Source organism: Luteimonas huabeiensis HB2 (genome assembly GCF_000559025.1).
GTDB lineage: Bacteria > Pseudomonadota > Gammaproteobacteria > Xanthomonadales > Xanthomonadaceae > Luteimonas > Luteimonas huabeiensis.
The window spans coordinates 66,014-86,894 of sequence record NZ_JAAN01000033.1; the positions used below are offsets into that span (position 1 = coordinate 66,014).

A 20,881-nucleotide genomic window follows, 5' to 3' on the forward strand; every position below is an offset into this window, starting at 1 on the left:
GCCCCTCCCCGATCCCGCTATGCCCGGCTTCGAACGCGTCCTTCCGATCCTGCTCCTGCTGGCCTCCAACGTCTTCATGACCTTCGCCTGGTACGGCCACCTGAAGTACCGCAGCGCGCCGCTGCTGCTGGCCATCGTGGCCAGCTGGGGCATCGCCTTCTTCGAGTACCTGCTGATGGTGCCGGCCAACCGGATCGGCTACGCGGTCTACTCCGCGCCGCAGCTCAAGGGCATGCAGGAGGTGATCACGCTGCTGGTGTTCGCCTGGTTCTCGAGCTGGTACCTGGGCCAGCCGCTGAAATGGAACCACTGGGCCGGCTTCGCGCTGATCGCGGTCGCCGCATGGCTGATCTTCCTGGAGACCTGAGATCCGATGTGTGGTCCCCCGATCCGGGCGGCGACGCGGCCTGAGGCGGCGGAGCGGTTCGATTGCTCGTCGCGCCCTCACCCCATCCCCTCTCCCGCACGCGGGAGAGGGGCGATGGTGCCAGGCGGGCGCGGTGCCCGGGCGGCGGCGCTGCGAACGGGTGGGGGGCGCAGTTCGATTGCTCGTCGCGTCGCCCTCACCCCATCCCCTCTCCCGCACGCGGAAGAGGGGCGATGGTGCCGGGCGGGCGCGGTGCCGGGCGGCGGCGCTGCGAACGGGTGGGGGGCGGTGGGGCGGTTCGACTGCTCGTCGCGCCCTCACCCCCCGGGCGGTTCTTCTCGAAGAAGAAGTGCCCGATCCAGGCGAAGCCGTAGCCGCAGGCCAGCGCCGCCAGCAGCCAGGCCGGCTCGCGCCGCCAGGCCGCCACCGCGACCAGCACCAGCACGCCCCAGCTGCCGACGAAATGCAGGCGGCGCGAGACCGGGTGCGCGTGCTCGCTCAGGTAGTACGGGTAGAACTCGCGGAAACTCGAGAAACCGCGGTCAGAGCGGGCCATCTCCCCTCCCGGACGTCAGCCGTTGCGCGACCCCAGCATGATGACCGCCATCCCGGCCAGGCACAAACCGGCGCCGGCCAGGTCCCAGCGGGTCGGCCGGACCGCGTCCACCCACCACAGCCAAGCCAGGGCCACGGTCACGTAGACGCCGCCATAGGCCGCGTAGACGCGCCCGCTGGCGGTCGGGTGCAGGGTGAGCAGCCAGACGAACAGCGCCAGCGCCGCGGCCGCCGGCAGCAGCAGCCAGGGGCTGCCGTCGCGGCGCAGCCACAGCCAGGGCAGGTAGCAGCCGACGATCTCGGCCAGCGCGGTGGCGACGAACAGCGCGAGCGTCTTCAGCATGTCCCGTCCTCCGCCTGCTTGACCCGCGCCCACAGCGCTTCCTGCTCCGGCAGCGAGCGCGCCTCCAGCGGCGCGCCCTCGGCGGCGGCCATGGCCTCCATGGCGCGGAAGCGGCGCTCGAACTTGTGGTTGGCGCCGCGCAGCGCGCGGCCGACGTCCACGCCGGCATGGCGGGCCAGGTTGGCGGCGACGAACAGCACGTCGCCCAGCTCGGCCTCCAGCCGCGCCTGCGCGGCGGCATCGCCGGGCGCGGCGGCGACGGCGTCGAATTCGGCCTCCACCTCGCCCAGTTCCTCGCGCAGCTTGGCGATCACCGGCGCGGGCGACGGCCAGTCGAAGCCGACGCGGGCGGCGCGCTGCTGCAGCTTGGCCGCGCGCTGCCACTCCGGCAGCCCGCGCGAGATCCCGGCCAGCGCCGAAGCATCGGCCTCGCCGCGCGCGCGCCGCTCCTCGCGCTTGATCGCCTCCCAGCCGCGCGTCGCCGCCCCGGCGTCCTCCGCGGCGGCGCCACCGAACACGTGCGGGTGGCGGCGCACCATCTTGTCGCAGATCGCCGCGACCACGTCGCCGAAGGCGAAGGCGCCCGCCTCTTCGGCCATCCGCGCATGGAAGACCACCTGCAGCAGCAGGTCGCCCAGCTCGTCGCGCAGGTCGTCCAGGTCGCCCCGGTCGATCGCGTCGGCGACCTCGTAGGCTTCCTCGATCGTGTAGGGCGCGATGCTGGCGAAATCCTGCGCCAGATCCCAGGGGCAGCCGCCGTCGGGATCGCGCAGGCGCGCCATGATCGCGATCAGCGCCCGGATGTCGCGCGGGGAATCGGTCACGGGTCGAGGCTCCTGGTGAAGAAATCGGCCATGCCGCTCACTCGCGCAGCCACGACCGCCAAGGCAGGTCCGGGTCGCCGAGCGCGAGAAAATCGCCGTTGAGCAGCGTGTCGCGGCGGTTGTAGCGGAACGGGCGCCCCTGCGGGTCGAGCACGCAGCCGCCGGCGCCTTCCAGGATCGCCTGCCCGGCGGCGGTGTCCCATTCGCTGGTCGGGCCGAAGCGCGGGTAGACGTCCAGCCGACCCTCGGCGATCCGGCAGAACTTCAACGAGGAACCCAGCGCGACCTGCTCGGCGTCGCCCAGCCGCGCCAGCAGCGCGCGGCTGCGCGGATCGGGGTGGGAGCGGCTGGCGGCCACCCGCAGCGGCGCGCGCGCGGGCCGGCGCACCCGCAGCGCGCGCTCGGCGCCGCCCTCGCGCAGCCACGCGCCCTCGCCCGGGGCGCCGTACCACAGCGCGCCGCCGACCGGCTGCTGGATCAGGCCGAACACCGCCACGCCATCGTCGATCAGGGCGATGTTGACGGTGAACTCGCCGTTGCGCTTGACGAACTCGCGGGTGCCGTCGAGCGGGTCCACCAGCCAGTAGCGGGTCCAGCCGCGCCGGCGCTGCCACGGCACCTCGTCGGCGGATTCCTCCGACAGCACCGGGATGGCGGGCGTCAGCGCGGCGAGCCCGTCGAGGATGCGGTGGTGCGCGGCGAGGTCGGCGGCGGTGACCGGGGAGGCGTCGACCTTGCGTTCGACCTCGAACGCGCCGGCGTACACGGCCAGGATGGCGTCGGCGGCGTCGCGCGCGATGGCGATGAGCCCCTCGCGCAGCGCGTCATCCACGCGCATGCCGGCGCAGGTGCTCGCGGGCGATGAACAGCGCGGCGATCGAACGCCCTTCCGAGCAGTCCTCGCGCAGCACCAGCTCGTCCAGCGCGTCCAGCCGCCAGGGCACCACCTCCAGTTCCTCCGGCTCGTCGCCGGGCAGGCGCTCGGGATAGAGATCGCGCGCCAGCACCACCCAGGTCTGGTGGCTCATGTAGGTCGGCGCCAGCGACAACGCACGCAACACCTCGATCCGGCGCGCGCCGTAGCCGGCCTCCTCCTTCAGCTCGCGGTCGGCGGCCTGCTCGGGCGTCTCGCCGGCATCCATGCGGCCCTTCACCAGCCCCAGCTCGTAGCGATGCACGCCGGCGGCGTACTCGCGCACCAGCAGCACGGTGTCGTCGTCGAGCATCGGCACCACCGCCACCGCGCCGTACCCGCGGCCGTGCAGGCGTTCGTAGAGACGGCGCTCGCCGTTGGAGAACTCCAGGTCGAGCCGCTCCATGCGATAGGGGCCGGCGTCGTGCTCGGTGATCGCGTGGATGATGGGCAGGCGACGCGTCATCGCCGGCATCCGGCGGCGGTCGGGGCGATAATGCGGGGATGACCGAGCAGTTCCACGATCCCGCCATTCTAGCCGAGGCCGACGCCTGGCGTTCCCGCGACCTGGCCGTGCTCTGGCACCCGTGCACGCAGATGCGCGAGCACCCGGACACCCTGCCCCTGCTGCAGGTGGCGCGCGGCGACGGCGCCTGGCTGGTGGGGCCGGACGGCCGCCGCACCCTGGACGCGGTCTCCAGCTGGTGGGTGAACCTGTTCGGCCACGCCGAGCCGCGCATCGCCGAGGCCATCGCCCGCCAGGCGCGCACGCTGGAGCAGGTGATCCTGGCCGGCTGCTCGCACCTGCCGGCGGTGGAGCTGGCCGAGCGGCTGCTGGCGCTGGCGCCGCGCCAGCCCGGGCGCGCGCCGCTGGCGCGGGTGTTCTACGCCGACAACGGCTCGGCGGGGGTCGAGGCGGCGCTGAAGATGGCGTTCCAGTGGTACGCCAATCGCGGCGACGAGCCCAGGCGCACCAAGTTCGTGGCGCTGGAGAACGGCTACCACGGCGAGACCCTGGGCGCGCTGGCGGTCGGCGACATCCCGCTGTATCGCCGCGTCTACGCGCCGCTGCTGGCCGAGGCGCTGTTCGCGCCCTCGCCCGACGCCTACCTGGCCCGCGACGGACAGAGCGCCGCCGGCCACGCCGAGGACGCCGCCGACGCGCTTGCGCGCCTGCTCGACGAGCACGCCGGCGAGGTCTGCGCGCTGGTGCTGGAGCCGCGCGTGCAGTGCGCCGGCGGCATGCGCATGCACGATCCGGTCTACCTCAAGCGCGCGCGCGAGCTGTGCGACGTGCACGGCGTGTTCCTGATCGCCGACGAGATCGCGGTCGGCTTCGGCCGCACCGGCACCATGTTCGCCTGCGAGCAGGCCGGGATACAGCCGGACCTGCTGTGCCTGTCGAAGGGCCTGACCGGCGGCTTCCTGCCGCTGTCGGCGGTGCTGGCCACGCAGGCGCTCTACGACGGCTTCCTCGACGACTCCCGCGAGCGCGCGTTCCTGCACTCGCACAGCTACACCGGCAACCCGCTGGCCTGCGCGGCGGCGCTGGCCACGCTCGACATCTTCGAGGCCGACGACGTCATCGCGCGCAACCGCGCCACCGCCGCGCGCATGGCCGAACTGGCCGCGCCGCTGCGCGCGCACCCGCACGTGGCCGACGTCCGCCAGGCCGGCATGATCGTGGCCTTCGAGCTGGCCGAGGGCGGCCGCCGCGGCGCGCCGTTCGACCCGGCCCGCCGCACCGGCCTGCGCGCCTACCGCCATGCGCTCGCGCGCGGCGTGCTGCTGCGGCCGCTGGGCGACGTGCTGTACTGGATGCCGCCCTACTGCATCGACGAGGCCCAGCTCGCGCTGCTGGCCGACGTCACCCGCACCGCCATCGACGCGGCGACCGCATGAACCCGCGGCCGGAGCCCGCCCCGTGCGCCTGACCCGTGCCCACGTCGATCTGGACCTCGCGCCGGGCGCGCGCGTCGCCCTGCCGGAGGCGGCCGCGGCGCACCTGCTGCGGGTGCTGCGGCTGCGCGAGGGCGACGCCTGCGTGCTGTTCAACGGCGACGGGCACGACTACGACGCCCGCCTCGTCGCCGCCGGCAAGCGCGGCGGCGAAGCCGAGATCCTGGCCCGGCGCGCCGTGGACAACGAATCGCCGCTGTGCATCGTGCTGCTGCAGGGCATCGCGCGCGGCGAGAAGATGGACTGGATCCTGCAGAAGGCCACCGAACTGGGCGTGGCCGCGGTGGCGCCGGTGCACAGCGAGCGCAGCGAGGTGAAGCTCGACGGCGCCCGCGCCGACAAGCGGCTCGCGCACTGGAACAGCGTGGTGGTCGCCGCCTGCGAGCAGAGCGGCCGCGCGCGGCTGCCGGCGGTCGCGGCGCCGCGCCCGCTGCACGAGGCGGCCGCGGCGCCGCCCGGTGGCGGCGGACTGCGGCTGCTGCTCGACCCCGGCGCCGAACGCACCCTCGCCACGCTGGAAGCGCCGCAGGACGGCCGCCTGGTGCTGGCGGTCGGCCCCGAGGGCGGCTGGTCGCCGCGCGACCGGCAGACGCTGGCGGCCTGCGGCTTCGAGGGCATCCGCCTGGGACCGCGCGTGCTGCGCACCGAGACCGCCGGCCTGGCCGCGATCGCCGCGCTGCAGGCGCATTTCGGCGATCTGGTCTAGGCGCGCTGTCCGCTCCGCCGGCGAACCGTTCGCTTCAAGCGTTTCTGCCGCGCAGGCGCCGAGCGCGTATCGACATTCGACTTGCAGCGCCGAAGCCGTCCCCGCTCCCGCAAGCGGGTGAATTGCCGTCCCTTCTCCCGCAAGCGGGGGCATGTCGTTCCTTCTCCCGCCGCCGGATGAGGGCCGCTTTGCACGCCTGCGGCGCGCCCCCATCCGCCTTCGGCACCTTCCCCCGCTTGCGGGGGAAGGGAAAGAAAACATGGCCCCGCTTGCGGGGGAAGGAAAAAACCGCGTGCCCCCCGCTTGCGGGGGAAGGAAAAGCAGCATGGTCCCCGCATGCGGAGGACAGGGGGGCCTTTCGCGCGCCGAGCCTCGGATCCAGCCTAGCGCAGCGCCTCGTCCACGCGCGCGGCGACGGCGTCCAGATCGGGCACCAGCGCGGCGTCGTCGCGGATGCGCACGCGCGCGCTCACCGCCGGCGGCAACGCCCCGTCGCCGTCGTCGGCCTCCAGCGTCCGCGCCGAGACGTTGACCAGCCTCGGGAAGCCCTGGGTCAGCAACGCGATGTAGGGCAGGCGGTCGCCGGCGCGCAGGTTCTTCATCACCGCGACCTTGCTGCCCAGCCCGCCGCGCTCGTCGGCGGCAAGCCCGGCCATGCGCGCGAACGCGACCAGGGGCAGCGACCAGCCGCGCCAGGCGATGCGCCCGAGCAGCCAGTCCGGGGCGCCGTCCACGGGCTCGGGATCGGCGTAGGACAGCACCTCGGAGATGGTGGCGTTGGGCAGCAGCAGCCGCGCCTGGGCGATCTGGATCAGCACGCCGCGGATCTCGGCGGGCGCAGCGGGCGCATCATTCATCGGCAGCAGCCTCGAGTTCGATCTCGGTCGCGTCGGCGCCGGGCGTCCAGCGCCGCACCAGCAGCGCCGCGATGTCGGCCGGCGCCGCGGCGATGCCGCCGCGCTCGACCAGCGCGGCGGGCGCCGCCGCGTCGTAGCAGCCGTCCGGGGACTGGGCGACGAGCAGCGCGCCCGCCCAGTCCGCGCCGGCGGCCGCCTCCACCAGCCCCGCATCGGCGCCGCTGAGGAAGACCACCGCGCTGTCGGCGGCCGGCAGCGCCCTGGGCAGGCGGGTCTCGGCGCCCGCTTCGGCGACGAAGCGCAACTGCGCGCGCTCCTGCTCCAGGCCGAGCTCGGGCGGCAGGAAGTAGACCGTGCCGCGCTCGGCGACGGCGCCGGGTTCGGCCAGGCAGACCGGCAACGTGGTCGCGCGCGCCATCTGCGCCACCAGACGGTCGTAGCGGCCGCCGCCCAGGCGCAGGCGCACCAGCAGCGGGCGGCCGAAGTCGTCGGGCATCGCCGCCAGCAGGCGCCGCACCGGATCCGGCCCGCCCAGGCCGGCCTCGATCAGCACCGCGCCCTGCAGCGCGCCGAAGCCGTAGCTGTCCACGTCGGCCAGCGAGAGCGCACCGATGCGGCGCTCGAGATCGGCCAGCCGCGCGTCGGCGGCCGCCGGCGCGGTGCCCAGCGGCCCGGCGTCGGGTCCGGCCAGGGTCAGGCCGGCGATACCGGGCGCGTGCGGCGCATCGGCGGCCGCGGCTTCGTCGGCATCGCCGTGGCCTGCGCGAACGCCGGTCGGCGCCGCCGGGTCGTCCCCATCCCAGCGTGCCTCCACCGGGTCCAGGAACTCGCGGGCGTCTTCCGGCAGCCGCAGGCCATCGTCCCCGGCCGCATGCACCAGGTCATCGAACGAGGCGCCGGCCTGCAGCAGTTCGGCCAGGCCGCCGTCGGCACCGGCCGCCGCATCGCCGTCGCTCGAGTCCGGCAACGCCACGTCGTCCAGGCGCACGCCGCCCGGCGCGATCTCGTCGAGCGGCCAGGCCGCGGCGGCGCCCTCGGCGTCCAGCGCGAGCGCCTCGACCGCGAGACCTTCGGCGGCAGCGTCCACGATTTCGAGATCGTCGGGCGCGGGGAGCTCGGGGATCGGCGCCTCCACGACGTCGCCGGTGCCGACGCGCGCCGGCCCCGGCGCCGGCTCGCTCCCGGGTTCCGCCTGGGCCGGCGCCGCGGCGGCGGGCGCGGCGGCGGCGGTCGCCCGGCCGGGCGGCAGCACGTCGTGGTGCCGATGCAGCTTGGCCGCCAGATGCCGGATCCAGCGCTGCGCGTCCCAGCCGGTGCGCTGCACGGCCAGCTCGGCCTCGTCGAAGATCACGGTGACGTCGGGCCGCGCCAGCAGCGGCTCGAAGGCGTCCAGCGCCTCCTCCAGCGCGGGTTCCAGCGCGACCAGCACCGCCTGCGGCGACAGCGCCGCGACCGCCTCGGCCGTGGTCGCGGTCGGATCGAAGGCGCCCAGCAGCTCCGCGCCGGCGCCGCGCACGGCGTCCTGCAGCTTCGCGCTGGCCTCGCCCGGCCGCGCCAGCACCACCGCCCGCGCCCGCGCCTCACTCACCGCCGCGCTCCCGGCCCAGCATCTCGTGGACATGGCGCATCAGCTCGCCCTCCTGGTACGGCTTGCCCAGGTAGCGCGCCACGCCCAGGTCGAAGGCGCGCTGGCGGTGCTTCTCGCCGGTGCGCGAGGTGATCATCACGATCGGCACGCCGCGCAGGCGCGGATCGGACTTCATGTGCGCGGCCAGCTCGTAGCCGTCCATGCGCGGCATCTCGATGTCCAGCAGCATCAGGTCGGGCACGCGCTCCTCCAGCCGCTCCAGCGCGTCCACGCCGTCCTTCGCGGCGACCACTTCCAGGTTGTGGCGCTCGAGCACGCGGCCGGTGACCTTGCGCATGGTGATCGAGTCGTCCACCACCATCACCAGCGGTACCTGCCTGCGCTCCGCGGCGGGCGCCCGCGCCTGCTCGCGCTCCAGCGCCGCCTTCGCGGCGTGGCGGCGCACCAGCGGCGCGACGTCCAGGATCACCCGCACGCTGCCGTCGCCCATGATGGTCGCGCCGAAGATGCCCGGGATCGAAGCCACCTGCGGCCCCACCGGCTTCACCACGATCTCGCGGTTGCCCACGATCTGGTCCACCGCCACCGCGGCGCGCAGGTCGCCGGCGCCGACCAGCAGCAGCGGCACCTGCAACTGGCCGTCGGCGCGCGCCGGCGGCTGGCCGACCAGCTGGCCGAGGTCGTACAGCGCGTAGTCCTCGCCGCCGTAGCGGTAGGCGGCGTCCGCCGCGGCCATGTCCTCGCGGGCGATGCGGCCGACGCCGCGCACCGACGCGATCGGCACCGCGAAGCTGGTCTCGCCGATGCGCACGAACACCGCCTGGGTGACCGCGAGCGTCTGCGGCAGGCGCAGGGTGAAGGTGGTGCCGGCGCCGACGCGGGTGTCGATGTCCAGGCTGCCGCCCAGCTGGCGCACCTCGCTGACCACCACGTCCATGCCCACGCCGCGCCCGGCCAGTCGGCTGACCTCGTCGACGGTGGAGAAGCCCGGCTCGAAGATCAGCGCGTCCAGCGCGCCATCGGCCAGTGCGGCCCCGGGCCGCAGCAGCCCGCGCGCCTCGGCGCGCCTGCGGATCGCGTCGCGGTCCAGGCCGCGGCCGTCGTCGCCGACCTCCAGCACCACCTCGGAGCCTTCGCGGCGCACCGCCACGCGCACCGTGCCTTCCTCCGGCTTGCCCGCATGGCGCCGCTGCTCGGGCGACTCCAGGCCGTGCGCCACGGCGTTGCGCAGCATGTGCTCGAGCGGCGCGGTGATGCGCGCGAGCACGTTGCGGTCGAGTTCGCCGTGGGCGCCGTCGAGCTTCAGCGCGACCTGCTTGCCGGTTTCCGCCGCCGCCTGCCGCACCACCCGCCGCAGGCGCGGGACCAGGGTATCGAAGGGCACCATGCGCGTGCGCATGAGGCCCTCCTGCAATTCCGAGCTGACCCGCGACTGCTGCAAGAGCAGGGTCTCGTACTGCCGGGTCAGGTCGTCCAGCGTGCCCTGCAGGCTGGCGAGGTCGTTGGCGGATTCGGCCAGCGCGCGCGAGAGCTGCTGCAGGGTGGAGAAGCGATCCAGCTCCAGCGGGTCGAAGGCGGCGTCGGCGCTGTCGCCCTCGCGCTGGTAGCGGGCGATGATCTGCGCCTCGGTCTCGATGTCGAGGCGGCGCAGCTGGTCGCGCAGACGCGCATTGGTCTGCTCCATCTCGCCCATCGCGCCGCGGAACGCACCCAGCTGCTGCTCCAGGCGCGCGCGATAGATGGCGACCTCACCGGCATAGTTGACCAGCCGGTCGAGCAGGTCGGCGCGGATGCGCACCTGCTCCTGCGGCGCGGGCACGTGCGGGTCGTCGTCGAGACCCGGGCCGTGGCCGTCGCCGATCGGCGCGGACAGCGGCGCCAGCGGCGCCGGCGTCGCGCGCGTCTCGGCCACGACCTCCGGCCCCGCCGCGTCGGCCGCATGCCGCCCGCGGGCGCGCGCGTCGAACGCGGCGACCAGGCGCTCGGGCACCGAGACCGCACGCCGATCGCCGACGCGGGTGACCATCGCATGCAGGCGATCGAAGCCGCGCTCCAGCAGCGGGATGCCATCGCTGCCGAGTTCGCAGCGTTGTTCGACCACCGCTTCCAGCAGCGTCTCCATCGCATGGCCGAGCTCGCCGATGGCCATGATGCCGGCCATCCGCGCACCGCCCTTGATGGTATGCAGGTCGCGCTGCAGGCCGATCAGCGGCTCGCGCTCGCCCGGCGCATCGCGCAGCTGCGCGAGCAGGCGGTCGGCGTGGTCCAGCAGGTCCACGCTTTCCTCGACGAAGATGTCGAGCAGTTCCGCATCCAGCGCTTCCATGTCGAGCGGCCGCTCGGGATCGGACTCGTCGCCGGTCGCGGGGACGGGCGTGGACTGCGCCGCATCGGCGGCGCTGCCGGCGGGCTCCGTGGCGGCGGGCTCGGGCGTTGCGGACGCTTCCCGGGCCTCGGATGCTTCGGCGTCCTGCGCGCCTTCGCCTGCGTCGGCAGCGGCTTCGGCCGCTGGCGTGGCTTCGGCGCGCGCGTCGGGCAGGGTCGGGGTCGGGGTCGGCACCGGTCCGGGCCCGGCGTCCGCCGCGGTCCCGACCGGGCCTTCGGCATCGGCCTCCGGGGCGGCCAGCTCCGCGTCCTGCGGGCGCTCGGCCTCGGCCTGCGCCTCGGCGGGACGTTCGGCCTCGGCGCGCTCGGCCGCCACGCGCTCCGCCTCGGCCCGCTCCGTCTCGCGTGCGGCCGCGCGCCGCGCGTCCTCCGCACGGGCGAGTTCCAGCCGTTCCGCTTCGAAGCGCTCGGACGCTAGGCGCTCGGCTTCCAGCAGTTCGGTCTCCACGTAATCGGTGAGTTCGCGGTCGGCCTGCGCCTCCTTCGCCCGGCGCTCGGCCTCCGCCGCCCGTTCCGCCGCCACGCGCTCCGCTTCCAGGCGCTCGGCCTCCGCGCGCTCGGCCGCGAGCCGCTCGGCTTCCGCGCGCTCGGCCGCCAGGCGTTCCGCTTCCAGGCGCTCCGCCTCGAAGCGCTCGGCCTCGAGGCGTTCGGTGGCGAGCAGTTCGGCCTCCAGGCGCGCGGCTTCGGCTCGCTCGGCCTCCATCCGCTCCGCTTCCAGGCGCTCCGCCTCGGCGCGCTCGGCGGCGCGCCGTTCGGCGTCCGCCCGCTCCGCCGCCAGGCGCTCCGCTTCCAGTCGCTCGGCCTCCGCGCGCTCGGCCGCGCGCCGTTCGGCTTCCAGGCGCGCGGCTTCGAAGCGTTCCGCGTCGCGTCGCTCGACGTCCAGCAGCTCCGTCTCGAGCTGACGCAGCGCCGCCTCGGCCTCGGCGTCCGCGTCGTCCGCAAGGTCGCCATAGGCGGACAGGTCGAGCGCGCTCAGTTCGCCGTCCAGGGGCTCGATGCCCGCCGGCGCGGGCAGGTCGCCGAAGCCCGCGTCGTCGAACTCGGGGTGCGCCCGCGCCGGCTCCGGCAGGCCGTCGCGCAGCGCGGCCAATCGCGCGGCCAGGGCGTCGCAGCGCGGCACGTAGCTGCGCGCGTCGTGCAGGCCGGCCAGAGTCGCGCGGACCAGCCCGGCCAGCGCGACGATCGCCTCGACCCCGTCGGCGCTGGCTGCCGCTTCGGCGGCCAGCAACCGGCGCACGTAGGCCTCGGCGGGTCCGAGCGCGGCGTTCACCACCGGCACCTCGGCCATGGCGAACGCGCCGTTCATCGTGTGCACCGCGCGCAACAGCGCGTTGTCGGCCCCGGTGGGCGCCTCGGCCGCGCGTGCGGCCCAGGCATCGAGCGTGGCCAGGTGGCCGGTCACCTCGGCGTCGAGGATCTCCAGCAGCAGCGCGTCCACCGCGGCCGGCACGCGGTCGGCGGGCGCGATGCCGGCCTCCGGCGCAGCGTCGGACGCAGGCGCCGGTGCGGCGATGGTCTGCACCGCGACGTCGGCCGGTGCGGCCTGCGGCACGGTGTCGGTCTGCGCCTCCGCGACGGGCACCGCGGCGGGCGCTGCGCTCGGCATCGACTCGTCGCCGGCGGCGATGCGCTCGGCATCGGCCTGCAGGCCGGCCAGGACCGGCGGCACGGCGGCCTCGCCGCGCAAGGCATCGCGCAGCGCGGGCAACAGCGCGAACGCCCGCTCGACGGTGGCCACCACCGCCGGGCTCGGCGCGCGGCTGCCTTCGAGCACCCGGTTGAGCAGGCTCTCGATCTTCCAGCTGAACTCGCCGAGCGCGTTGGCGCCGACCAGGCGGCCGCTGCCCTTGAGGGTGTGGAACACGCGGCGGATCGGCCGCAGCCGCTCCAGGTCGTCCGGGCGCTCGCGCCACGGCGGCAGCAGGCGGCCGAGGTTGTCGATCTCCTCGGAGAACTCCTCCAGGAAGACCTCGCGGATCTCGTCGTCGATGTCGTCGCCGGCGGCCTCGAAGCCGCTGGCGATGCCGGTGGCGGCCGCCGTCGGCAACGCGGGCGGGGGCGGCGCGCCCGCCGCGGGCGGCGTGGCGGGCGGCGGCGCGGACGGCGCCTGCGGCGGCCCGAGCCGGGACAGCCCGCGGTCGATGACCGAGGCGACGGCCTCCAGGGTGTCCTCGTCCAGCGGCGAGGACGCGGCCGCCGCGGACGCGTCGGCGCCCGCTTCCGGCAACGGCCAGTAGCCCAGCGCTTCCAGGCTGTTGCGCGCGATGGCCAGGATCTCGCCGAAATCGGGACGCCGCTCGCGCAGGGCCTCCAGCGCGTATTCCAGGCTGGCCAGCGCGTCGGCGAAGGTGTCGAGCTGGCGCCCGCTCGGTACCCGGCGGCGCGCCAGCAGCTCGGTCTCGACGTAGCGGCCGATGCCGGTCAGGTACCCGACCGGTTCGTCGAGTTCCAGCATCCGCAGCGCGCCGGCCACTTCCTGCAGCAGGCGCGGCACTTCGACCAGTTCGTCGTGCTCCCAGCCGGTCTCGACGAAGGCGACGAAGGCCTGGCGCGCGTCGGCGAAGTTGGCGATGGCCTCGCGCACGATCACCTCGAGCGCCTTGCGCGACTCGCCGGCCAGCGGATCCTCGTCGCCGGCGCCGTCGGCGCCGCCCAGCCGCGCGACCTGGTCGTCGAGCGAGGCGTCCACGTACAGCAGCGATCCCGCGATGTCGAGCAAGGCATCCTCGTCGGCCGGCCGCTCGCCGGCGACGATGGCGGCCATCGCCTCGCGCTGCTGCTGCACCACGCTGCGCGACACGCCGAGCCCGAGCATGCCCAGGGTGTCGGCCACCTGCGACAGCGCCTCCAGCTGCGGCGCCAGCGCCGCGGCATCGCCGGCGCCGGTGCGCAGGTGCAGGTCCAGCGCGTCCTTGATCCGCAGCAGGTCCTCCTTGACCGCGCCGGCCACGGTATCGAGCAGCGCGCGGTTGCGCCCGCTCAGGCTGCCGCGGGCATGGTCGATCTCGGCCTCGCTGGCGGGCTGCGCGTGCAGCCCGAACACCTCGCGCAGCTCCTGCAGGGCCGGATGGTCGGCGGCGGCCGCGGAAATGGCGTACAGCAGCTGACGCGTCGGCTCCAGCGCGGTGTCCGCGCCGGGGGTCCCGAAGCCGTCGTCCTGGAACTGGCGGCGGATCTCGCGGGCCACGCCGACGAAGCCGTGCCGCAGCGCCGGCGTGGCTTCGATGGCGCCGGCCTGCAACGCGTCGAGCACGCGCACGGCGACCCACAGCATGCGCCGCACCGCGTCCGCGGCGGTCAGCGGCAGCAGCGCTTCGATCGCGCGCGCGAGCGCCGCCGGATCGCCCGGCGCGCCGCCCTCGGGCCACGCGCTCATGCGCGCGGCGACGTCGGCGGCGCGGGCGCCGGCGATGTCCTTGCGCTCGGCCGCCGGGACCGCCGCGGCGGCGGGCAGGTCCGCGGGCAACGGCGCCTGCAGGTCGGGCGCGAACAGCACGCTCTCATTGAGACCGGGCAGGCCGCGCGCGGCGCGCAGCTCGTTCAACAGCGGCAGCAGGACGATCGGGATGTCCTTGTGCCCGCCCTGCAGGCGTTCCAGGTAGTCGGGCAGCAGCACCACCGCGCGCATCAGCGTGGCGCAGGCGGTGTCGCGGTCGGCGGCCTCCTGGTCGGCCAGGGCCTGCGCGAGCCGCTCCATCTCCTCGGCCACCATCGCCGGCGCGTACAGCTCCACCATGCGCAGCGTGCCCTGCACCTGGTGCAGGTAGCCTGCGCAGAAGCGCATGCGACGGACGTCGGCCGGATCGTCGACGAAGGACTCGATCTCCAGCCGCGCCTGGCGCAGGGTCTCGTCGAGCTCGGGCTTGATCCAGCCCAGCGCGGAATGGTCGATCGCCTCGCGCAGCGCGGTGGTCATGGGGGCGCTCCTTCGGAGCGCAGGGGCCGGGGGCCGGGGACCAGGGGCCAGGGGCGCGACGCGCGGGCGCAGCGCGCGAAGGCACGCGCACGTCCGCAGGGGCGTCCCGATGTCGACGTTCTAGCCACGATCCTCATCTCGCTCGCGATCTCCAAAAATCCGCTCCGCCCTGGCCTCTGGCCTCTGGCCCCTGCCTCAAGCCGGCAGCTTGAAGTCGGCCACCGAGCGGCGCAGGTCCGCCGCCAGCTGCGCCAGGTTGCCGATCGACTCGGCGGTCCGGTTCGCGCCCTGCGAGGTCTGCGCGGTGATCGACTGGATCGTGCCCATGGTCTGGGTGATGTTGGAGGCGGCCGCGGACTGCTGCTGCGCGGCGCTGGAGATGCCCTGGATGAGCTCGGCCAGGCTGGTCGACACGCTCTCGATCTCGCCCAGCGCGGTGCCGGCGTCCTCGGCCAGGCGCGCGCCGGCGACCACTTCCGAGGTGGTCTGCTCCATCGAGCTGACCGCCTCGTTGGTGTCGGACTGGATCGTCTGCACCAGCGTCTCGATGCGCTTGGTGGCGTTGGACGCGCGCTCGGCCAGCCGCTGCACCTCGTCGGCCACCACCGCGAAGCCGCGGCCCGCCTCGCCGGCGGAAGCGGCCTGGATCGCGGCGTTGAGCGCCAGGATGTTGGTCTGCTCGGAGATGTCGTTGATCAGTTCCACGATCGAGCCGATCTCCTGCGAGCTCTCGCCCAGGCGCTTGATGCGCTTGGAGGTCTCCTGGATCTGGTCGCGGATCGAATCCATGCCCTGGATCGTCTGCCGCACCACGCCCGCGCCCTTGGTCGCGATCCGCACCGAGCGCTGCGCCACCTCGGCCGACTCGGCGGAGTTGCGCGACACCTGGTCGATGCTGGCGGCGATCTCGTTGATGCGGCTCGACGCCGAGGTGATCTCGCGCGCCTGGTGCTCCGCCGCCTCGGCCAGGTGCATCGCGGTGGCCTGGGTTTCCTGCGCGCTGGCCGACACCTGCACCGAGGTGTCGTTGATCGTCTGCACCAGGTTGCGCAGTTGCTCGACGGCGAAGTTGATCGAGTCGGCGATCGCGCCGGTCATGTCCTCGGTGACCGTCGCCTTGACCGTCAGGTCGCCCTCGGCCAGCGAGCCCATCTCGTCCAGCAGGCGCATGATCGCCTCCTGGTTGCGGTTGTTGAGCTCCAGTGAGGTCGCGTAGCGCTCGCGCTGGGCGCGGTTGAGCTCGTAGAGCAGGCCACCGATGGCGAAGATGGTCAGCAGGCCGAAGCCGATGCTGATCCAGATGTTGCCGAGGAAGCTGCGGTCGGCCAGCGAGCCGAACGCGGTGAAGGCCTGGAACAGCGCCTCGCTGTCGGACAGCAGGCGGTCGGAGCCGGCGGTGAGCGCGGCCGCGGCCGACTGCGCGCCGAACACGCCCGGCGCGGCCGCCAGGATCGCGTCCAGGTCCTGCTTCATCCGCGTCCACAGCTCGGTCGACTGCTCCAGCGCGGCCAGCGCGCCGGCGTTGGACAGCGCCTGCACGTTCATCGCCTCGTCGCCGGCGCGCAGGCCCTGCAGCACCTGCTCGAACACGCCGGCGTCGCGCGCCAGCGCCTCGCCGGCCACCTGCGCGCCGGCGCCGCCGGCCTGGATCTCGGCCACGCGGCGGGCCATGGTGGAGGCCAGCACCACCTGGCGCAGGGCGATGTAGATCTGCGAGGCGGGCGAGCCGCTGGTGGACATCGCCCGCACCAGTTCGTCCAGCTGGGCCTGCAATTGCGGCACCTGGCCGGTGAAGCTGCCGGCGTTTCCGGCGAAGGCGAGCACCGCCTGCTCGCCGGCCACCACCTGCTCGGCCTGCGCGGCCAGCGGCGCCCAGGTCTGGGTCACGGTGGCGATCGGGCCGGAGACGCCGGTGGTGTCGCCGAAGTCGGCGTTGAGGCGCGCGATGTCCTGCTCGATCCGCGCCTTGGTGGCCTTGAACGCAGCGTAGGCGTCGGCGTCGCCGGCCACCGCCTCGCGGCCCTGGATGGCCAGCCGCTGCGAGTTCACCTGCAGGCTGGAGGCCGCCGTGCTGGCGCCGCCCAGGCGCGAGGCCTTGAAGATCGCGAAGCCGGTGTTGGCGACCACGATCAGCAGCGCCACCGCGAGCAACGCGAGCCAGAAATTGGTGCCGAACCTGCGACCCTTGCCGGCCACGTTGTCCATTGCGGTACTCATGGATTGCCCCCTCGTCGTTGCGTGGCCGCGGTCAGGCCGCGGCTTGTCTGAACTCCGGCGTGCGCGCCAGCCGGTCGAGGCTGAAGATGCCCCATTCGTGTTCGCCCAGGCGGAACGCGCGCTCGACGAAGTGCGCGTAGCGTCCCTGCGCCAGCGCGTGCGCGGGCACCTCGTTGTCTTCGTGGAAGCTGCGCTGACCGAACAGCTCGTCGATGGTCACCGCGACGTCGCCGCCGGGCTGGCGCACCACCAGCACCCGCTGGCCCTCGTGCAGCACGGTGCGCTCGCCCTCGAGGAACTGCTTGAGATCCACGATCGGCAGCAGGTTGCCGCGCACGTTGGCGACCCCGAGCATCCACGCCTGCGCGCCCGGTACCGGGGTGATCGGCGGCAGCGGCAGGATCTCGACCACGGCGCCGTACTCGGAGGCGAGCCGGCGCGCGCCGATGCGGTAGCCCACGCCGCGCCACAGGCCCGGCGCATCCAGCTGCTCGGGCAGCCCCGGCGCGTGCGCGAGGCTGCGGCGCTCGTAGTCGAGCAGCAGGGCGAACGCGTCGCCGGCTCCCTGGCGCAGCCCGCCGCTCATGCGCCGGCGCCGAGCAGCTCGTCGATGCGGGCGATCAGTTCGCGCTCTTCCGGAGGCTTGACGATGTAGCCCTTGGCGCCCTGCCGCAGCCCCCAGGCCTTGTCGGTCTCCATGCCCTTGGTGCTCACGATCAGCACCGGGATCGCGCCGGTGTCGGGATCGCGCGACAGCGCGCGGGTGGCCTGGAAGCCGTTCATGCCCGGCAGCACCACGTCCATCAGGATCAGGTCGGGCCGCTCGCGGCGCGCCGCCTCCAGCCCGTCCTCGGCGCTGGGCGCGGCCAGCACCCGGTGGCCGTGGCGCTCGAGCAACTGGGTGAGGACCGCGGTGTCGGTCGGCGAATCCTCGATCAACAGGATGCGTGCCATAGGCTGCCTGCCCCCCGGTCAGGCGTTGACGTGCTGGCGGATCGCGTCGAGGAGCTCCTCGCGCGTGAACGGCTTGGTGACGTAGCGCTCGGAACCGACGATGCGCCCGCGCGCCTTGTCGAACAGCCCGTCCTTGGACGACAGCATGATGACCGGCGTGTGCCGGAACACCTGGTTGTTCTTGATCAGCGCGCAGGTCTGGTAGCCGTCCAGCCGCGGCATCATGATGTCGACGAAGATGATCTGCGGCTTCTGGTCGGCGATCTTGGCCAGCGCCTCGAACCCGTCCACAGCGGTCACCACCTCGGCGCCCTCGCGCTTGAGCAGGGTCTCGGCGGTCCGGCGGATGGTCTTCGAATCGTCGATCACCATCACCCGCAGGCCCTCGAGGCTGCCCGCGCGTTTTTCGTCCTGCGTCATGACTGGTCGATTCCCCGGGCGCGATGCGATGAGCCGAGCCGGCGGCACCGCGCGAACCGGCTTTATACTCCGGTTGGCGAGCGCGGTGTCAAGCGCGAAGGTGCGTTTGCCCGGACCGCGCGCACGAAAAAGCGCCCGTCGCGCCCGGCCGCCGCGGGCGCCCTGCTAACATCGCGCGGTCGCCGCAGCCGCCTCCCGCCATGCCCCTGCACGTCGTCGTCGTGATGGACCCGATCGGGTCGATCAAGATCGCCAAGGATTCGACCTTCGCGATGCTGCTCGAAGCGCAGCGCCGCGGCCACGCCCTGTCCTACGTGGTGCCCGGCGGGCTGTCGGTGGCCGGCGGCGAGGCCCGGGCCGAACTGGCGCCGCTGACGGTGCGCGACGACCCTGCCGGCTGGTTCGAGCTGGGACCGCGATCCCAGCGCGCGCTCGGCCCCGGCGACGTCGTGCTGATGCGCAAGGATCCGCCGGTGGACGAGGAGTACGTCCACGACACCCAGATCCTGGGGCTCGCCCAGCGCGCCGGCGCGCTGGTGGTGAACGATCCGCAGGGCCTGCGCGACATGAACGAGAAGCTGGCCTCGCTGGAATTCCCGCAGTGCTGCCCGCCGACCCTGGTCAGCCGCGACGCCGCCGCGCTCAAGGCCTTCGTCGGCGAGCACGGCGAGGCGGTGGTCAAGCCGCTGGACGGCATGGGCGGCCGCTCAATCTTCCGCACCCGCATCGGCGACCCCAACCTCAACGTGATCCTGGAGACGCTGCTCGACGGCGGCCGCCGCCTGGTGGTCGCGCAGCGCTACCTGCCGGAGATCGTCGACGGCGACAAGCGCATCCTGCTGGTCGACGGCGAGCCGGTGGACTACTGCCTGGCCCGCATCCCGCAGGGCGACGAGTTCCGCGGCAACCTCGCCGCCGGCGGCCGCGGCGAGGGCCGTCCGCTGAGCGAACGCGACCGCTGGATCGCCGCCCAGGTCGGGCCCGAGCTGAAGCGCCGGGGCATGCTGTTCGTGGGCCTGGACGTGATCGGCGACTGGCTGACCGAGGTCAACGTCACCAGCCCCACCTGCATCCGCGAACTGGACGCGCAGTTCGGGCTCAACATCGCCGGGCTGATGTTCGACGCCATCGAAAAGAAGCGTGGCCCGGGACGCGGGACCCGGGACTTCGACAAAGCGCGCGAACAATCCGCAAGCCGGCCATGAAGCGGGGCACCGGAAGATCGGCTGCATCCGGCCGGCAACGGCTTGCATGCCCGTCGAGTCCCGCGTCCCGCGTCCCGAGTCCCGCCTTCCTGCAGGATCCCGCCCTCCCGCCGACATGACGTCGTCCAGCCGGCCCCTGATCGGCGAGCGCGGGCGCCTGGGCGCGACCATGGCGCTGTCGCTGGCGCTGCACGCGCTGCTGGTGCTGGGGATCGGCTTCGCCCTGGACGAGGCCGCGCCGGTGATGCCGACGCTGGACGTGGTGCTGACCGAGACCACCAGCCCGCTGACCCAGGCGCAGGCCGACTTCCTGGCCCAGGCCAGCAACCAGGGCGGCGGCGAGCACGAGGCGCCGCGGCGCCCGCGCGAGTCGCAGCTCGGGGTGGCGCCGCAGGAGGCGCCGGGCGTGGCGCCGGAGCCGCTGCGCGCGCAGTCGCCCGACGCCCATCCGCCGCCGCGCGCGCGGGTGGTCGCCAGCCATCGCGGCGAGCGCGAGGCGGCCGCGCCCGACCCGACGCCGCAGGCCGACCCGAGCCTGCTGCCGCGCGGCCAGGACCGCATCGAGCGCGACATGGAAATGGCCCGCCTGGCCGCCGAGATCCACCTGCGCTCGGAGGCCTACGCGCGCCGGCCCAAGCGCAAGTTCGTCTCCGCCAGCACCCGGGAGTACGCCTACGCCCGCTACCTGCGCGCCTGGGTGGACCGGGTCGAGCGGGTCGGCAACCTCAACTATCCCGACGAGGCGCGCCGGCGCGGCCTGGCCGGCGAACTGGTGATCAGCATCGCGATCCGCCGCGACGGCTCGGTGGAAGGCGCGCGGGTCATCCGCTCCAGCGGCATCCCGCTGCTCGACGAGGCCGCGCTGCGCATCGCCCGGCTCGCCGAGCCCTACCCGCCGCTGCCGCGTACCGACGACGACATCGACATCCTCCACGTCACCCGCACCTGGCAGTTCCTGCCGGCGGGCGCGCTGGTGGACGGCTGAGACGCGCCCTTTCCGACCGGCCCCGACGCGCGCTTACAGCCGCTTCCAGACGAAGCCGTCGCCGCGGCGGTGGTAGACCGCGATCGCGCGGCCGTAGAACGCGTCCACCGGCACCAGCCCGAAGTAGCGCCCGTCGAAGCTGGCGCCGCGGTGGTCGCCCAGCACCAGCACCTGGCCGTCGGGCACCACCAGCGGCGGCAGGTCGGCGCCGCCGCCGTCGCCGAGGTCGAGCGGCACCTCGCGCGTGCCGAAGCGCTCCAGCGGCGGCCCCGGCAGCGCGGCGAGCACGCGGCCGTCGACGCTCAGGCGGCCGTCGCGCACCGCCACGGTCTGCCCCGCCACCGCGGCCACGCGCTTGATCAGGCGGGTGCCGTCGGCGGGCGAATCGAACACCACCACCTCGCCGGGCTCGGGATCGCGCCCCGGCACCACGTCGATCATGGTGAACGGCAACCGCCAGCCGTAGGCGCGCATGTCCACCACCACCCGGTCGCCCGGCTGCAGGGCGGGCTGCATGGAACCGCTGGGGACGTGGTAGTGGTTGGCGAACGAGGAGCGCGCCGCCGTCAGCAGCAGGATCAGTACCAGCATCGGCAGCGCCTCGCGACGCAGCCAGGCGGCGGTGCGCGCGGCGCGGGAAGGCGGCGGAACGGCGGTCTGCATGCGGTGCTCCTCGATGGGGCTGGC

General features: G+C 74.2%; 18 protein-coding genes. 5 read left to right on the forward strand and 13 right to left on the reverse strand.

Features of this window, described 5'->3' with window-relative positions; all coding sequences use genetic code 11:
- Positions 1-19 precede the first annotated feature (19 nt).
- On the forward strand, positions 20-367 hold the full coding sequence (locus tag Z164_RS0114045; protein WP_024891318.1) for a DMT family protein: 348 nt from the start codon (positions 20-22) through the stop codon (positions 365-367).
- A gap of 196 nt (positions 368-563) precedes the next feature.
- Here Z164_RS0114045 and Z164_RS21995 read toward each other — a convergent pair whose 3' ends face one another.
- From Z164_RS21995 to nudE, 5 genes are all read right to left on the reverse strand, one after another.
- On the reverse strand, positions 564-923 hold the full coding sequence (locus Z164_RS21995) for an Mpo1-like protein (RefSeq protein ID WP_024891319.1): 360 nt from the start codon (positions 921-923) through the stop codon (positions 564-566).
- Between the two features lie 15 nt (positions 924-938).
- Positions 939-1,265: a YnfA family protein gene (locus Z164_RS0114055; RefSeq protein WP_152540953.1), complete on the reverse strand. Its 327-nt coding sequence runs from the start codon at positions 1,263-1,265 to the stop codon at positions 939-941.
- Positions 1,259-2,047, reverse strand: coding sequence for a nucleoside triphosphate pyrophosphohydrolase (mazG, locus tag Z164_RS0114060; protein WP_052338460.1), 789 nt, complete (start codon positions 2,045-2,047; stop codon positions 1,259-1,261). Before mazG ends, Z164_RS0114055 begins: the two co-directional genes overlap by 7 nt.
- 79 nt (positions 2,048-2,126) lie before the next feature.
- Positions 2,127-2,927 carry a 3'(2'),5'-bisphosphate nucleotidase CysQ gene (gene cysQ, locus Z164_RS0114065; RefSeq protein ID WP_024891322.1) on the reverse strand — a complete coding sequence of 267 codons (801 nt, stop codon included), beginning with the start codon at positions 2,925-2,927 and terminating at the stop codon, positions 2,127-2,129.
- Positions 2,914-3,468 carry an ADP compounds hydrolase NudE gene (nudE, locus tag Z164_RS0114070; RefSeq protein ID WP_043690175.1) on the reverse strand — a complete coding sequence of 185 codons (555 nt, stop codon included), beginning with the start codon at positions 3,466-3,468 and terminating at the stop codon, positions 2,914-2,916. The genes cysQ and nudE overlap by 14 nt, the downstream gene beginning before the upstream one ends.
- A gap of 38 nt (positions 3,469-3,506) precedes the next feature.
- Between nudE and bioA the strand changes: the two genes are divergently transcribed.
- Complete coding sequence (bioA, locus tag Z164_RS0114075) at positions 3,507-4,904, forward strand: adenosylmethionine--8-amino-7-oxononanoate transaminase (protein ID WP_024891324.1); 1,398 nt, start codon at positions 3,507-3,509, stop codon at positions 4,902-4,904.
- Between the two features lie 22 nt (positions 4,905-4,926).
- The gene (locus Z164_RS0114080; RefSeq protein ID WP_024891325.1) at positions 4,927-5,667 is read left to right on the forward strand and encodes a 16S rRNA (uracil(1498)-N(3))-methyltransferase; all 741 of its coding nucleotides are present in this window, start codon (positions 4,927-4,929) and stop codon (positions 5,665-5,667) included.
- A gap of 383 nt (positions 5,668-6,050) precedes the next feature.
- Here the strand turns inward: Z164_RS0114080 and Z164_RS0114085 are convergent, their stop codons facing one another.
- The 7 genes from Z164_RS0114085 to pilG all read right to left on the reverse strand — a co-directional run bounded on the left by Z164_RS0114085 (position 6,051) and on the right by pilG (position 18,004).
- Entirely contained in the window at positions 6,051-6,524 is a 474-nt protein-coding gene (locus Z164_RS0114085; protein ID WP_024891326.1) for a chemotaxis protein CheW, read from the reverse strand.
- Complete coding sequence (locus tag Z164_RS21440) at positions 6,517-8,112, reverse strand: chemotaxis protein CheB (RefSeq protein WP_152540954.1); 1,596 nt, start codon at positions 8,110-8,112, stop codon at positions 6,517-6,519. Before Z164_RS21440 ends, Z164_RS0114085 begins: the two co-directional genes overlap by 8 nt.
- Positions 8,105-14,413: an Hpt domain-containing protein gene (locus tag Z164_RS23560; RefSeq protein ID WP_024891328.1), complete on the reverse strand. Its 6,309-nt coding sequence runs from the start codon at positions 14,411-14,413 to the stop codon at positions 8,105-8,107. Before Z164_RS23560 ends, Z164_RS21440 begins: the two co-directional genes overlap by 8 nt.
- Positions 14,414-14,608: 195 nt before the next feature.
- On the reverse strand, positions 14,609-16,630 hold the full coding sequence (locus Z164_RS0114100; protein WP_024891329.1) for a methyl-accepting chemotaxis protein: 2,022 nt from the start codon (positions 16,628-16,630) through the stop codon (positions 14,609-14,611).
- Positions 16,631-16,661: 31 nt separating this feature from the next.
- Positions 16,662-17,216, reverse strand: coding sequence for a chemotaxis protein CheW (locus Z164_RS0114105; RefSeq protein WP_024891330.1), 555 nt, complete (start codon positions 17,214-17,216; stop codon positions 16,662-16,664).
- A complete protein-coding gene (locus tag Z164_RS0114110) occupies positions 17,213-17,584 on the reverse strand; it encodes a response regulator (protein ID WP_024891331.1) in 372 nt (123 codons plus the stop codon). The genes Z164_RS0114105 and Z164_RS0114110 overlap by 4 nt, the downstream gene beginning before the upstream one ends.
- Before the next feature lie 18 nt (positions 17,585-17,602).
- On the reverse strand, positions 17,603-18,004 hold the full coding sequence (gene pilG, locus Z164_RS0114115; RefSeq protein WP_024891332.1) for a twitching motility response regulator PilG: 402 nt from the start codon (positions 18,002-18,004) through the stop codon (positions 17,603-17,605).
- 200 nt (positions 18,005-18,204) lie between these two features.
- Here pilG and gshB point away from each other — a divergent pair, with 200 nt between their 5' ends.
- A complete protein-coding gene (gshB, locus tag Z164_RS0114120; RefSeq protein ID WP_024891333.1) occupies positions 18,205-19,209 on the forward strand; it encodes a glutathione synthase in 1,005 nt (334 codons plus the stop codon).
- Between the two features lie 115 nt (positions 19,210-19,324).
- On the forward strand, positions 19,325-20,194 hold the full coding sequence (locus Z164_RS0114125; protein WP_024891334.1) for an energy transducer TonB: 870 nt from the start codon (positions 19,325-19,327) through the stop codon (positions 20,192-20,194).
- A 33-nt stretch (positions 20,195-20,227) separates the two neighbouring features.
- Here Z164_RS0114125 and lepB read toward each other — a convergent pair whose 3' ends face one another.
- Entirely contained in the window at positions 20,228-20,857 is a 630-nt protein-coding gene (lepB, locus tag Z164_RS0114130; protein WP_024891335.1) for a signal peptidase I, read from the reverse strand.
- Positions 20,858-20,881: the final 24 nt, after the last annotated feature.